Origin of the sequence: Aliarcobacter lanthieri (assembly GCF_013201625.1) — a bacterium.
In the GTDB taxonomy this organism is placed as follows: Bacteria; Campylobacterota; Campylobacteria; order Campylobacterales; family Arcobacteraceae; genus Aliarcobacter; species Aliarcobacter lanthieri.
This window is the reverse complement of sequence record NZ_CP053839.1, coordinates 503,021-517,287: the sequence shown is the minus strand read 5'-3', so window position 1 is coordinate 517,287 and position 14,267 is coordinate 503,021. Positions and strand designations below refer to the sequence as shown.

Annotated in this window: 12 protein-coding genes; 4 read left to right on the top strand and 8 right to left on the bottom strand. The window is 26.2% G+C overall.

What is annotated here, in order from left to right; translation table 11 throughout:
* The first annotated feature begins 19 nt into the window (after positions 1-19).
* Genes hisH through ALANTH_RS02545 form a run of 3 tightly spaced genes read left to right on the top strand, consistent with a single transcriptional unit; the run spans position 20 to position 3,250 of the window.
* Positions 20-625, top strand: a complete 606-nt coding sequence (gene hisH, locus ALANTH_RS02555) for an imidazole glycerol phosphate synthase subunit HisH (protein ID WP_026807398.1) — start codon at positions 20-22, stop codon at positions 623-625.
* A gap of 15 nt (positions 626-640) precedes the next feature.
* Positions 641-1,348, top strand: coding sequence for a 1-(5-phosphoribosyl)-5-[(5-phosphoribosylamino)methylideneamino]imidazole-4-carboxamide isomerase (gene hisA / locus ALANTH_RS02550; protein WP_026807397.1), 708 nt, complete (start codon positions 641-643; stop codon positions 1,346-1,348).
* A gap of 45 nt (positions 1,349-1,393) precedes the next feature.
* Positions 1,394-3,250 (top strand): GGDEF domain-containing protein, encoded by a 1,857-nt coding sequence (locus tag ALANTH_RS02545; protein ID WP_026807396.1) that lies wholly within the window; start codon positions 1,394-1,396, stop codon positions 3,248-3,250.
* A gap of 28 nt (positions 3,251-3,278) precedes the next feature.
* Here ALANTH_RS02545 and ALANTH_RS02540 read toward each other — a convergent pair whose 3' ends face one another.
* Genes ALANTH_RS02540 through ALANTH_RS02530 form a run of 3 tightly spaced genes read right to left on the bottom strand, consistent with a single transcriptional unit; the run spans position 3,279 to position 5,912 of the window.
* Complete coding sequence (locus ALANTH_RS02540) at positions 3,279-3,884, bottom strand: hypothetical protein (RefSeq protein WP_026803292.1); 606 nt, start codon at positions 3,882-3,884, stop codon at positions 3,279-3,281.
* Positions 3,885-4,484, bottom strand: coding sequence for a MarC family protein (locus ALANTH_RS02535; protein ID WP_026803291.1), 600 nt, complete (start codon positions 4,482-4,484; stop codon positions 3,885-3,887).
* A 60-nt stretch (positions 4,485-4,544) separates the two neighbouring features.
* Positions 4,545-5,912, bottom strand: a complete 1,368-nt coding sequence (locus tag ALANTH_RS02530) for a Wzz/FepE/Etk N-terminal domain-containing protein (RefSeq protein WP_026807395.1) — start codon at positions 5,910-5,912, stop codon at positions 4,545-4,547.
* A 242-nt stretch (positions 5,913-6,154) separates the two neighbouring features.
* On the opposite strand from ALANTH_RS02530, the gene ALANTH_RS02525 reads away from it, so the two are divergent.
* Positions 6,155-6,616, top strand: a complete 462-nt coding sequence (locus ALANTH_RS02525; RefSeq protein WP_026803289.1) for a hypothetical protein — start codon at positions 6,155-6,157, stop codon at positions 6,614-6,616.
* A gap of 5 nt (positions 6,617-6,621) precedes the next feature.
* Here ALANTH_RS02525 and ALANTH_RS02520 read toward each other — a convergent pair whose 3' ends face one another.
* The 5 genes from ALANTH_RS02520 to ftsH form a co-directional block, all read right to left on the bottom strand.
* A complete protein-coding gene (locus ALANTH_RS02520; protein ID WP_026807394.1) occupies positions 6,622-9,579 on the bottom strand; it encodes a MutS-related protein in 2,958 nt (985 codons plus the stop codon).
* Positions 9,579-9,998: a heme-binding domain-containing protein gene (locus tag ALANTH_RS02515; protein ID WP_026803287.1), complete on the bottom strand. Its 420-nt coding sequence runs from the start codon at positions 9,996-9,998 to the stop codon at positions 9,579-9,581. Before ALANTH_RS02515 ends, ALANTH_RS02520 begins: the two co-directional genes overlap by 1 nt.
* Position 9,999: 1 nt before the next feature.
* Positions 10,000-10,320, bottom strand: a complete 321-nt coding sequence (locus ALANTH_RS02510) for a thioredoxin family protein (RefSeq protein WP_026803286.1) — start codon at positions 10,318-10,320, stop codon at positions 10,000-10,002.
* Between the two features lie 29 nt (positions 10,321-10,349).
* Positions 10,350-11,900 (bottom strand): 2-isopropylmalate synthase, encoded by a 1,551-nt coding sequence (locus ALANTH_RS02505; RefSeq protein WP_026803285.1) that lies wholly within the window; start codon positions 11,898-11,900, stop codon positions 10,350-10,352.
* A 298-nt stretch (positions 11,901-12,198) separates the two neighbouring features.
* The gene (gene ftsH / locus ALANTH_RS02500) at positions 12,199-14,265 is read right to left on the bottom strand and encodes an ATP-dependent zinc metalloprotease FtsH (protein WP_026807393.1); all 2,067 of its coding nucleotides are present in this window, start codon (positions 14,263-14,265) and stop codon (positions 12,199-12,201) included.
* Between the last annotated feature and the right edge of the window lie 2 nt (positions 14,266-14,267).

Below are 14,267 nucleotides of genomic sequence, written 5' to 3'. Positions count from 1 at the left end.
GCTTTATTAAGGAAAATTAATGCTAGGAATTATTGATTATAATATGGGAAATTTAGCAAGTGTTTATAATGCTTGTTCTAAATTTACGAAAAATGTAAAAATAGTAAAAAATGCAGATGATATAAAAGATTTATCAAGAGTTATCCTTCCAGGTGTTGGAGCTTATAAAGATGCAATGGAACACTTAAATAGTAATGATTTAAAAAATGCTATTTTAGAATTTGCAAAAAGTGGAAAACCACTTTTAGGAATTTGTCTTGGAATGCAACTTCTATTTGAAAGTTCAGAAGAATTTGGATTGACACAAGGCTTAGGACTAATAAATGGAAAAGTTATAAAATTTGATAAATCAAAAATGGATGAAGATTTAAAAATACCTCATATGGGTTGGAATAAGATAATAAATAAAAAAAACCCACTTTTTAAAGATTTAACAAATCCTTACCTATATTTTGTACACTCTTACCATGTTGTAACAAGTGAAGAAAATATAATTGGAACAACTAATTATGGGTATGATTTTACAAGTGCAGTAAATAAAGATAATATTTTTGGATTTCAACCTCATCCAGAAAAATCTCATAATAATGGGCTTAAAATTTTAGAAAATTTTATAAATATATAATTAAAGGGAAAAAATATGGATATATTACCAGCAATTGATTTAAAAGATGGAAAAGCTGTAAGACTTAGTAAAGGACTTATGGATAGTGCAAAAATCTATTCTGATGAACCTTGGCAAGTAGCAAAAAGATTTGAAGAACTTGGTAGCCGTTGGGTTCATATTGTTGATTTAAATGGAGCATTTGAAGGTAAACCAGCTAATTTGGAGCAAATTAGAAAAATAAGAGAAAACTGTAATTTGAAAATAGAACTAGGTGGGGGAATAAGAGATGAAAAAACTATTCAAATGTATCTTGAGCTTGGTGTTGATAGATTAATTTTAGGTTCAATTGCAGTTAAAAATCCACAATTTGTAAAAGATATGGCTAAAAAATATCCAATAGCTGTTGGAATAGATGCTATTGATGGGATGGTTGCAGTTGAAGGTTGGGCAGAAGTTTCTACTATGAAAGCTACAGATTTAGCAAAAGAGTTTGCAAATGCAGGTGTTCAAGCAATAATCTGTACAGATATAAGTAAAGATGGAATGCTTTGTGGAGTAAATGTAGAATTTACGCAAAGTATTGCACTTGCTTCAAATATTGACACAATAGCAAGTGGTGGAGTAAAAGATATAGAAGATATAAAAAATTGTAAAGCTAATGGTAATATTAGTGGAGTTATTGTAGGTAAAGCTTTCTATGAAGGAAAAATAAATTTAGAAGAGGCATTTAAAATTCTATAAATTTTTGGTAGAATATACATACTTATATCTACACAAGGGTTTAATATGAGTTCTAATCAAAAAATAACTTTAATTATCTTCTCTCTTATAGCACTTTTAACAACTATTATAGTTGTTTTAGTTGCTATTGGTTCAAGAGAAACTGGATACGAAAATGTTAAGAAAAAGGCTCACTTAACAGCCGATATCGTTAAAAAATCTCTTACTTCACATATGGTAAATGGAAATATGGATCAAAGAGATATTTTTTTAAATAGTATTAGTGAACTTGATGATGTAAAAGATTTATGGTTAGTTCGTTCAAAAAGTATCAGAGAACAATTTGGAGAATCTCCTTTAGCAAATGAAAATCCAAAAGATGACATTGATATAGAAGTTTTAAACAATGGTAAAGAAAAAATTGTAATAGATGAATCATTATTCAATGCAAATTTAAGAATTACTATCCCTTATACAGCATCATCATTTGATAAACCTAATTGTTTAGCCTGTCACAATTCACAAGAAGGTGAAGTTCTAGGAGCAATCTCTTTAGTATTTGATATAAATGAAGATAGAAGTTCAAATATTATAGTACTCTTATATGTAATAGCTACGATATCAATTTTCTTTGTGATTATTCTAGTGTTTCTTAGAAAAAAGATTGCACCATATACTAGCTCTTTTGATCAAATTACAGAAGTTTTAAAAAAGGTTCATGAAGGAGATTATTCAGTTCGTGCAAAAGCTGGAGTTTTAAAAGAAGATAAAGAAGCTTCAATTTGGTTAAATGAGCTAATAGATAAACTTGAAACTGTACTAACTGGAATTGAAAAAAATCTTACATCTTTTGTTCATAATCGTGCAAGTAATGTAAATCATGATAAATTAATTACTGCAAAAGATATAATTGAAGATATTAGTGAGATATATCACTATAAAAAAACTATTGAAAATGACTTAACTATTGATGATATATATTATAGATTAATAGTAGTTTTAAGAGATAGACTTTTAATAAAAAACTTTTTTATATTTGAAACAGATTTAATAAAAGATGAAAGAAAAGTTATCTATTCATCAAAAGACATTAAGCCTTGTTGTAACCTTAGTAAAAATATAAAAGAGTCTTGTAGAGCAGAAAGATTGAATAGTATCGTATCCTCAGAAAACTTCCCTAAAATTTGTAGGATTGCTTCATTTCAAGATAAAGAGCATCATATTTGTATCCCTTTTTCAGTAAATAACCAAAGAAATTTAGTAATTCATGTAGTTGTTAAAAATCAAGATGAAATGAAAGATTTAAGATATAAAATAGGTATTATAAAAAAATATCTTGAAGAAACAAAACCTATTTTAGAGAGTAAAATTTTAATGGATGTATTAAGACAAAAAAATTTAACTGATGCTTTAACTGGACTTTATAATAGAAAATATTTAGATGAATTTGTAGATAAAGAGCTTCCAGATGAGATAAAAGATGGCTCAATATATGCGATTATGTTCTTAGATATAGATTATTTTAAGATGGTAAATGATACATATGGACATGATGTTGGAGATGATATTTTAAGAAAGCTAGCTAATACTATGAAAAAATCTATAGGTAAAGAGGAGCGTATTATTAGATATGGAGGAGAAGAGTTTTTAATATTAATGAAAAATCCAACTGAAGAAACTGCAAAAGAGTTAGCTGTGAAAATAAATAATGAGTTTGCTAAAATTGTATTCAATTATAATGGAGACTCTTTTTCTAAAACAGTAAGTATTGGTTACTCTTTCTTCCCTACAGATACTGACCAATTCTGGAAATGTATTAAATATGCAGATATGTCTTTATATGAAGCAAAAGATTCTGGAAGAAATAAAGTTATAAGATTTTCTAAAAATATCTTGAGAAATGGTGAAAAAGTAGATTATTAATATTTTAAAGAATACTCTAATACAAAAGTTATTTGTAGTCTAACCTTTCTACAACTAACTTTTTATTTATAAAAGGATCAATAACTGCTTCAATCTCTTCTAGCTTATATTTTAATGGAAAACCAATTTTAGAATTTGTTGCAGTACTTTCTAAAATATAGTATCTTTTTCCATTAATGTATAAAGCTTGTCTATTTAAATTTATATCTTCAAGATTTATTATTACAAAAATATGTTCAGGAACTAATACAAAATATACTTCATAATCTTTTACTTTTAAAAGAGAGATTAATAAATTTGATTTATCATCACAATCTCCAAAATTTTGTTCTACAACTCTTTTTGGATTTTTTGCAACTCCATTATTTATTTTATATGGTATTTGTGTAACAAAATCTAACATAGATTGAACTTCACAAATTTGTTCATTTTTACAATCTTTTACAAGAAATGTACTTAGCTTTTCACTGTAATCATCTAATCTTACTTGATTTACATAAGTTGCATTTCCAATATCTATAAATTGATTTTTTACTATGAAAAAAGAACTATATATCATATATAAAAGATATATAAAAAATATTGATGAAATAAGAAGAGAGATATATTTTAAAAAATTATTGTTTATTAGCAACTAGATTCCTAAAAAACTTTTTATTCCATCAAACATTATTTGTGCTGATAATGCAGCTAAAAAAAGACCTGTAATTTTTGAAATAATCAATAATCCTTCTTTCCCTATAAACTTTTCTATTAAGCTAGACAAATATAGCATCGTTCCTATTAAAAAAATAGCACAAATTAAAGCTAAACTTCCCATAATTAATTTTGAAAAACTATCAAATTCTGCTCCTATTACAAGTAAAACTCCTATAGTTCCAGGTCCAATAGTAATTGGTAAGGCTAATGGTACAACTGCTAAATCAGATAAATTTTTATCTGTTGGTTGTTGCCCATCTTTATTCCCATATATAAGCCCAACTGCTGTTAAAAACAATAATGCTCCAGCTCCTATTTTAAAAGCTTCTAAAGTTATACCAAAAACTTTAAATATATGTTGTCCAAAAAATAGTAATACTAAAGAGATAATAACAACAGAAAAAGTAACTTTAACTGCAAGTTTTCTTTTTTCACTTGGAGTTGCTTCGTTTGTAATAGTTAAAAATACACTAAGCACAAAAAATGGTGTCATAATAAAAAACATTTTTAATAAAGTAGATATAAAAAAATCCATTGTTTTTCCTAGAATAAGATAATTTTGGCTTATTCTAGCTTTTATATTTTAAAAGAGTGTTTAATTTTTTCTAATAATATTTATGAACAATACAATAAAAATTGAAAGTATAAATCCAGTTATAAAAGAAACTACAATAGTTAAAGATTTTTTTGGTTTTATAGGATAATCATTTACTATATATTCTCCTACAAGTTTTGAATTACTAAGATTTTGTTCACTTTTTTTAAAATCTAAAGTATCTATTTTTTCATTTAGTTGTGTTATTTTTGTTTGTAATTCAATATTTATTTTATCTTCAAGCTTTCTAATAGTCTCATTTGATACATTTAATTTTTGATTTTGTAAATCCTTTATCTCTACATTTAAAATATTTGCTTTTTTATTTTCTAAATCTTTTATATTAACTAATGAAATATTTTTCTTTTTATTCTCTAAATCTTTTATTTGAATAGTAGTAATATTGTCTAGTTGATATTTAAGATTTGGTATAGTCTCATTTTGTATAATTTCAATTTGTAACTCTAAATCTTTTATTTGATTTTGTGCATTTGTAATCAGATTTTGATAATTTAACATTTGAACGGAAGCAACCATTGAAGTTGAACTACTAGACTTTTCTATATTTTTATTTAAATTATCTAGTTCTTTAATGTATTTATCCAAACTTTTTGAATAAAAAACAATTTTATCTTCTAAAGATTTAGTTTTAGAATTTATTAAAAAATTTATATGTGTTTTTAATCTTGGTATCTCTTGGTTTTCTAATAAATTTATTTCTCTATTAATATTCTCAATTTTTTGACTTTTTAATATCTCAATCTCTTTTTCAATATTTTGTATATTTTGACTTTTCAATATTTCTATTTGTCTATCAATATTTTTTAATTCTTGTTCTTTTAAGATATCTATTTGTGATTTTATATTTTTTATTTCAATATTATTTATAAAATCTATCTCTCTTTTTGTATCTAAAATACTATTATTTAAAACTATTTCATATTGTTTTATTTTCTCAATAAATAAATTTTGAATAAAACGTAAAACTTCTTTATTTTTTTCTAAAGCATTTTCATTTGAGTAACTTTCTGTTTTTATTTCTAAAAGATTTTTTACACCTTTTATCTGTTTTATAGAAGTTACTATCCCTTTTTCAAAACCATCATTTTCTCTTTTTGGTTCATCAACTGAATATATAACTTTTAATTTTTGTTCTAAAATATTTATATCTTCAAGTATTTCATTATTTATGTATCCAATTTCAATAAAAGATTTTACTTCATAAATTGGTATTTTTTTATAAACATAAACTCCAGATAAAAAAGTTATAAATAAAGTAAAAACTAAAATAAAGAATTTTCTTTTCCATATTATTTGAAATAATTCTTTTAAATCTATTTCATCTTCTTGTAAATATTTATCTTTCATTTTTATCCTAATAAATTTGTAGAGAATATAAAATATACTATTCCAGTCAATAAACCTACTGTAAAAATCATTCCATATAAATACAATTTCATATTTTTCCTTAATATATTTTCTCTTTTTTCTATATTTATTTTTATAAATTTCCAATATTATAGAATATTTCTTCTTATACAGAGATAATACATAGATTTTTTCTATATTTATAGACTTATTATATATAAAATTTCCAGAAAGGTAGAACAATGGAACTATATGAAAAAATAAATCTATTATTAATAGAAAAAAATCTAAATAAAAAGAATTTTGCATTAAAACTTATTGCTCTTGAACCAAAATTAAAAAGTACAGGAGAAATTCCTACTATTAAATCAATTTATGGCTATTTAAGTGGTGATATTGCTTTAAAAATAGAATTAATTCCATATATAGCAGAAGTTTTAGAAATACCAGAGCAAATACTTTTTGATGATAGTGCTAGAGCTAGAAAAAACTGTTTAAAATATATTTTAAAAGATATCTCTAGTGAAGAAAAAGAGCTTTTAAAGTCAAAAATATGTCCAGAACAAACTATAAAAAGAGAGATACCAAAAGATAGATTTCATAAAATAAATGATTTACTAATATATGCACCAGAGATATTTTTAGATAATTTAGAAAATACTTTAAAAAACTACAAAGACTTAACTCTAAAATTTACTAAATAGTTTTTTTATTTATCCTCTACAATAGTGTAATGTAACTCTAAACCTTTAGAAGTTGCAACAAAACCATTTACGTTGATAGTTCCATCATGTACCATTTTATGGTGTTCTTTACAAAGAGGGATAAGATTATATTTATGATTTGCATTTATATGTCCTATAAACCCATCTTTATTTGCCCTTGCCTGCTCTTTTATGTGATGAACATCATCACAAGCACGACCACAAATTACACAAGAAGAAGCGAACACGCTATTATTATATTTCGAAGTTTTTCTTTGAGTTAATCTCTCCAAAGGATTATAATCATCACTTAATCTTTTTCTTATATCATTTGCAACACTTAGAAACTCTTTATCCATATGAAGTGATTTTGCATATTCTAAACCATACATAGATGATCCACTTCCAAAGCTTAATTTTCTATCAAAGATTAGTTTATCTTCATCATCTTTATAAAAAACTGCTAAATGAAGGGGTATAATATTTCTTAAGTTTTGTATTTCCTCAATTTGTGGTAATTGATGTAGATGTGTAGCAAAAACAAATAATGATTCAAGTTTAGCCAACTTCAAAATAGCACTTGCAACAATACTTAACCCACTCATAGTTTCAGTACTATGTGAGATTTCATCTCCTAAAACAAGTGAATTTTTTGTAGCTCTATTAAAAATATTTTTAAGTTCTAACATCTCAACAGCAAAACTTGACAATCCTTTTGCAATATTATCAGCTCCACTAATCCTTGTATAAACTGCATCAAAAATAGAAAATCTCATACTTTTACAAGGTACATAAAAACCTGCTTGAGCAAGAACAACTGCAATTCCAATAGATTTCATTAGTGATGATTTTCCAGAAGAATTTATACCATATAGTAAAATTCCATGCATTTGATTATTTGTAATATTTACTGGATTTGAGTTTTTTATGATTATATTATCTTTATGCTCTTTTGAAGTAAGATTTAATTGCCCTAAAATAATATCGTTTGGTACATATATTCCTTGTTCTTCATTTGCTTCAATTATAGGATGCCTTAAATCAATAAGTTCTAAAAAGTTTTCATTATCTTTTGTCTTTACAATTTGAGGACAAGTATAATTATACTTTTTTGCTGTTTTTATATTTGATACTGTTAAATCAACTTCAGCAATAAATTGAACTAATTCTTGAAGCAATATTGCAAATCTTTTTTCAAATTCAGCAATTTTATCTTTAAATACAAGTTTATTTAGTTCTATAATTTTTCGCAAATTATGTACATATTTATCTGAAATATTCTCAGTTAATTTACAAAATATTTTTACTGAATTTGTCTGTATTCTTATATTAAAATCTTTGAATAAATATAGCTCATCATCAACAATTAAATGAGAATTCAATAACTCTTTTTTTATTAGATTAAATCTATTTTTTGTTAAAGTTATAAAAAATCCTTCTTTATCAAGTCTATTTATATTTACAAAATTTGAATCATCATTTTTCATAAAACTTAAAATATGACTTCTTAAAAGTTCCAATTTAGAATACAAAATCTCATTTTGTGCATTTAATTCATCAATTTTTGTATTTATTCCTTGACTAACCATATTAGTATCTACATCTTTTAACATAAATTTACCACTTACAGATAAATCAAAAGTTGAATCAATAGATTGAATAAACAGAGTCAAATCAGCGCTGCTACAAGGTGGAGTTATAAATTTATAGTTTTCCATAAAAGTTACAACTTCTTTTATACTCAAAAGAGAATCATACAAATAATTTAATTCAAAAGGATGAAGTCGATTTAGCTTTATTCGTCTTGTAAGCCTTTCAATATCATAAATATTTGCAAGTTCATTTTCTATTGGAGCATGATAATCATATAACTCTTTTGAAAGTGCATATCTTCTAAGTAATTCTTTACTATCTTTAACTGGATGTGTAAGTCTTTCTTTTAAAAGTCTTTTACCCATAGCTGTTGAAGTATTATTTATAAGTTTTATTAAACTAGGATTATGAGTTGTTTCTATTATATTTAGTTGTTCTAGTGCATTATTTCCAAGATAGATATATTTACTAATATCCAATTTTTGTGGATGTGATAACTTTTGCACAATATTTGAATCATGTCCTATTACAAAGTCTATTAAAACTGCCAAAGATTCTGAGGCTAATGGAACTCTCTCCATATCAAGATGTTCAATTGATGTTAGAAGAGATTCAATATTAAATACATTTTTAAATAACTCATTTTGATAAGATATTTTTGGTCTAAAATTTCCTATATGAAAAGTTTTAAGAGTAAGTTCTAAATAATCAATAACTTCTTTCTGATTTATATTTTTATCTGCAAATGTTATGATAATTTCATTTGTCTTATGCATATTCATATAGTTAAAAACTTCATCAAGTGCAAAAAACTTATCTTCACTTGTTCCATGGATTTCATTATAGTAACACTTTCCCGTAGTAACATCTATTGCACTATATCCTACAAGATATATTCCTTTTATTTGATCAATTAAAAGTGAAGTTATGTTATTTTCATCTTGGTCTATTACAAAATCAAAATTTGTTCCAGGACTTACTACAGTGTCTAAATATCTACTTACACTTGGGGGAAGACCTTTTTGCCGTATTATTGCAACTGTATATTTTTGTTCAGCAATAATTCTAGCTAAATGTTTTTCAAATGATATTGCTGGAACTCCAGCCATTATAGGGTTTTCTTTTGAATTTTCAAGGATTGCTTTATTTTTTCTCGTTAGCTGTATATTAAGAAGTTCAGCTATTTCTTTTGCTTTACCAATTTTTTCTTCATCATTATTTACTTCATAAACTTCAAAAAATGTTCCTATTTCCATTAAAACAAGAGCATTTTCTCCATATTTCTTTTCAAATAGTCTTTGAAGTTTAAAATAGGTAATTGTTAAAAGTTCTCCTCTATTTTCTAAGAGTTCAGCAACCTCTTCTCTCACTATTTTCGAACTCCTGTCCAATTTCTAATCATTTCTCTTTCTTCCTTTGTAATATCAGCATCAATATGTACCAAAGTATATGCAGGAAGAGGCATAGCGGAATAAACGCTTCTATAAATAGCTTTTAACTTTTCATTTTTCTCAATATAATTATAATCTTCCCATTTTGAAAAATTTAATGCTCTAGTTCCTTCTTTCGTATGATTAATAACTACCCATGAAAAAGGAGCAAGATTTGAATACCAAGGATAATTTATCTCATTTGAATGACAATCATAACAAGCTTTTTTTAGTATTGCTTTTATATTTTCAGGCGCTTGTATTTCTAAAGGTGAATCTTTTATATACTCAACTTTTTTTGGGCTTATAAATTGCATTACTATAAAAACTAAAAATAATATTCCTATTGCTAATTTCATATCAAAACACCATCTTATATAATCTTTCTATATCATTTTCAAACAAAGAAATACTAATATTTCTACCATATCTTTTAAACTCTTTTCCTTCAAAAAAAACTAATATCGTAGGATTTGAGAAAACTGTAAAATGTGTACTAATTTCCAAATTATCCTCAATTAAAATTGATTTCATTAAAGAAAATTTTTTTTCTAAACTATTTTGTATTTTTAGCTTTAAAACATTACAAACAGAACAACTTTTACCACTAAAGTATAGCAAAACTGCCTTACTTTCTTCTAAAGTTTTAGTTATCTTTTCTAAGTTATTTATTGTTTTCATTAAAAAAAAAGATAGGAGTTCCTATCTTTTTATACCTGATGACCACAATTTTTTGTAAGTCTATTTTTTTGAGACAAATATGAGTTTAAAGCTCCAATATATGCATTTGCAGTTGCAAGCATAGTATCAATACTTAAGCCATGTCCTACAAAAGATTGGCTATTTTCAAAGCTTACTCTTGTCGTAACTTTTGCTAGTGCATCTTTTCCTTCACTTACTGAAATTACTTTATAATCTTTTAACTCTCCACTATATCCAGTAATTCTATCTATAGTTTTAAAAATAGCATCCATAGTACCATCTCCCAAACCTGCATCTTTAATAATTTTATCTTCAAATTTTATAGATACAGCTGCTGTTGGCATACCACTTGAACAGTCACTTATTTGTAATCCAACTAATTCATATATTTTATCATGATTTAAAGCTTCATCAGTAATTAACATTCTTACATCATCATCTGTTATATCTTTTTTCTTATCAGCTAAAACTTTAAATCTTTCAAATGCATTATTTAATTCATCATCACTAACACTATCAAAACCTAATTGTGCAATTTTATCCTTAAATGCTGCTCTTCCACTATGTTTTCCTAAAATTAAAGTACTATCTTTTATAACTCCAACATCTTCAGGTCTCATAATTTCATAAGTTTCTTGATGTTTTAAAACACCATCTTGATGAATACCACTTTCATGAGCAAAAGCATTTTTTCCAACAATTGCCTTATTTTGTTGTGGTTCAACTCCTGTAATTGTAGCAACTAATCTTGAAGTCGCATATATTTCAGGTGTATTTATATTTGTATATAAATCTCCAAATACATCTTTTCGTACTTTTATAGCCATCACTGCTTCTTCTAAAGAAGAGTTACCAGCTCTTTCTCCTAATCCATTTATTGTAACTTCAATTTGTCTAGCACCATTTAAAACAGAAGCTAAAGTGTTAGCAGTTGCTAAACCTAAATCATTATGATTATGTACAGAAATTATTGCTCTATCTTTCGCATATTCACTTAATTCTTTAATCATAGCACCTAATTCTGTTGGTAATCTATATCCAACAGTATCTGGTAAGTTTATTGTTTTTGCACCTGCATTTATAACTGCATCCATAACCTCTTTTAAGAAAGATATTTCACTTCTCCCAGCATCTTCACAGCTAAATTCTACATCATCTACAAAAGTTTTAGCATATTCTACTGCTCTAACTGCTCTTTTGATAACTTCATCTGGAGTCATTTTTAATTTATATTGCATATGAATAGGGCTTGTTGCTATAAAAGTATGAATTCTATGCTTTGGAGCATGAGAAACAGCTAATCCAGCCTGTTTTATATCATTTTCTATAGCTCTACTTAATGAACAGATAGTTGAGTTTTTTATAATTTTTGCTATTTGACTAACAGCATCGAAATCACCTGGACTTGCAGCTGCAAAACCAGCTTCCATAACATCAACTCCTAATTTTTCTAACTGCAATGCAACTCTTAATTTTTCTTCTGTATTCATAGAACAACCAGGACTTTGCTCTCCATCTCTTAAAGTAGTATCAAATACAATAATTTTATTTTTATCCATAATATTTACCTTTTAATTTAACATTTGATTATATCTTTTTTTAAATAAAAAAAGAAAAACTGATTTTTTGGGAACTTAATTTAATTATAATTTTATAATTAGAGAGAATATTTAAGAATGAGTAGAGAGTTTACACTTTTAATGAAATTGCTTTTAAAAATATCAAATATTTTCATATTACTCTCCTTTTTTTATTAGACTAGAAGTATATTTATTTTTTTTATATTTGTCAAGGATAATTTTTATTATTTAGATTTTTTAGTTAATAACTATAGAAGCTAATCTAGCCTCTATAATTTTATTTTATTGATTTATCTTCTTCGTTGTTTTTTACAACTTCATCTTTTTTTTCAGTTTTAACTTCATCAATTTTTGATTCTTTTACTTTTTTTGAAGTTTCTATATCTTCATCTTTTTTTAAAGCTTCAGTATGTAAATCTTCATCTTCAAAAACAGTTCCACCATTTTCTTTAATAATTTCTCGAACTCTTTCACCAGTAATTACCTCTATATCAAGAAGCTCTGTTGTCATTTGTTCTATTGCTTCACTATTATCTTTCAATGACTGTTTTACAATTTCATATCTTTCATTTAAAACTTTTTTAACATGATCATCAAGTTCTTTTGCCATTGCATCAGAAAAATCTTTTTGAGTTTGCCCACCTAAAAATTGATTTGTTCTTCTTTCCAATACCATTAATCCAGCTATATCACTCATTCCATAAATTGTTGCCATAGATTTTATAATATTTGTAGCTCTTTCTAAATCATTTCCAGCACCAGTTGAAATTTCACCAATAAATACTTCTTCTGCTGCACGCCCACCTAAAAGAACATCTACTTCAGCTATTAATTCATGTTTTTGCATTAAATACTTATTTTCTTCTGGAGTATTCAAAGTATATCCTAATGCAGCAAGTCCTCTTGGAACAATTGATACTTTATTTACTTTTTTTGCACCTTTTGTAATTTCAGCTATTAAAGCATGCCCACTTTCATGATATGCTACTATTTTTCTCTCTTTTGGAGATATTCTTCTTGATTTTTTCTCAAGTCCAGCAATTTGTCTTTCAACTGCTTCTTTAAAATCACTAGCTTCAACTTGATTTTTTGAAGCACGACCTGCTAAAAGAGCAGCTTCATTTATAATATTTGCTAAATCAGCACCAGCAAGCCCCGCTGTCATTTTAGCAACTTCTTTTAAATCTACATCTTTAGCTAATTTTACATCTTTAATATGTACATTTAATATTTCTATTCTTCCTTCATAATCAGGTTTATCAACTAAAACTTGTCTATCAAATCTACCTGGTCTTAAAAGTGCTGGGTCTAAAACTTCTGGTCTATTTGTAGCAGCTAAAACAATAACTGGTGCTGATTCACTAGAAAATCCATCCATTTCTGCTAAAAGCTGATTTAGAGTTTGTTCTCTTTCATCATTTCCACCCATTGGTCCACCACTAGCTCTACTTTTTCCAATAGCATCAATCTCATCAATAAAAATAATTGCAGGAGCAACTTTTTTAGCTTGTTCAAATAAGTCTCTTACTCTACTTGCTCCAACTCCAACAAACATCTCTATAAATGCTGATCCTGAAACAGATAAAAATTGTACATCAGCCTCACCAGCAACTGCTTTTGCAAGTAAAGTTTTTCCAGTACCTGGAGGTCCTACTAATAAAACACCTTTTGGAATTTGAGCACCTAATCTTACATATCTATCTGGAGCTTTTAAGAAATCTACAACTTCTTGAACTTCTTCTTTAGCCTCTTTATTTCCTGCCATATCATCAAATTTTACATTTGGTTTTTCCGAATTAATCATTTTTTTAGATGAACCAATACCTAAAATTCCACCACTTCCGCCACCCATAGACTTTTGCATTCTTTTAACTAAGAACATCCAAATAGCGAAAAATAAGAAAATAGGAATTACCCAACCAAATAAAATATCTGATAATACATTCTCTTCATTTATTCCACCATATCCAATAGCATTTTTTTCTAATTCTGGAATTAGAGTTTCATCAGGAACTACACGTCTAGCTGTATAAGTAATTCTTTGTAATCCATCATTTTTACTAATTGCTCTAATTTGTGTATTACCAATTCCAACATATTCTATCTTCCCTGCACTAATTAATCTTTTCAATTCTGAGTAAGCAATAGTTTTATTTGCACTACTTCCACTAAATGCTTGATTTTGATTAGTTACCCCCATCTCATTTTCAGGCATAATTGTTTTAAAAGCAAAAATTGTAACTATTGCAAAAATTACAAATATTAATATTGGATTATTATTAAAAAAATTATTATTACTCTCGTTGTTATTATTAGGATTATTATTTTGTTGCTTATTATTCATAT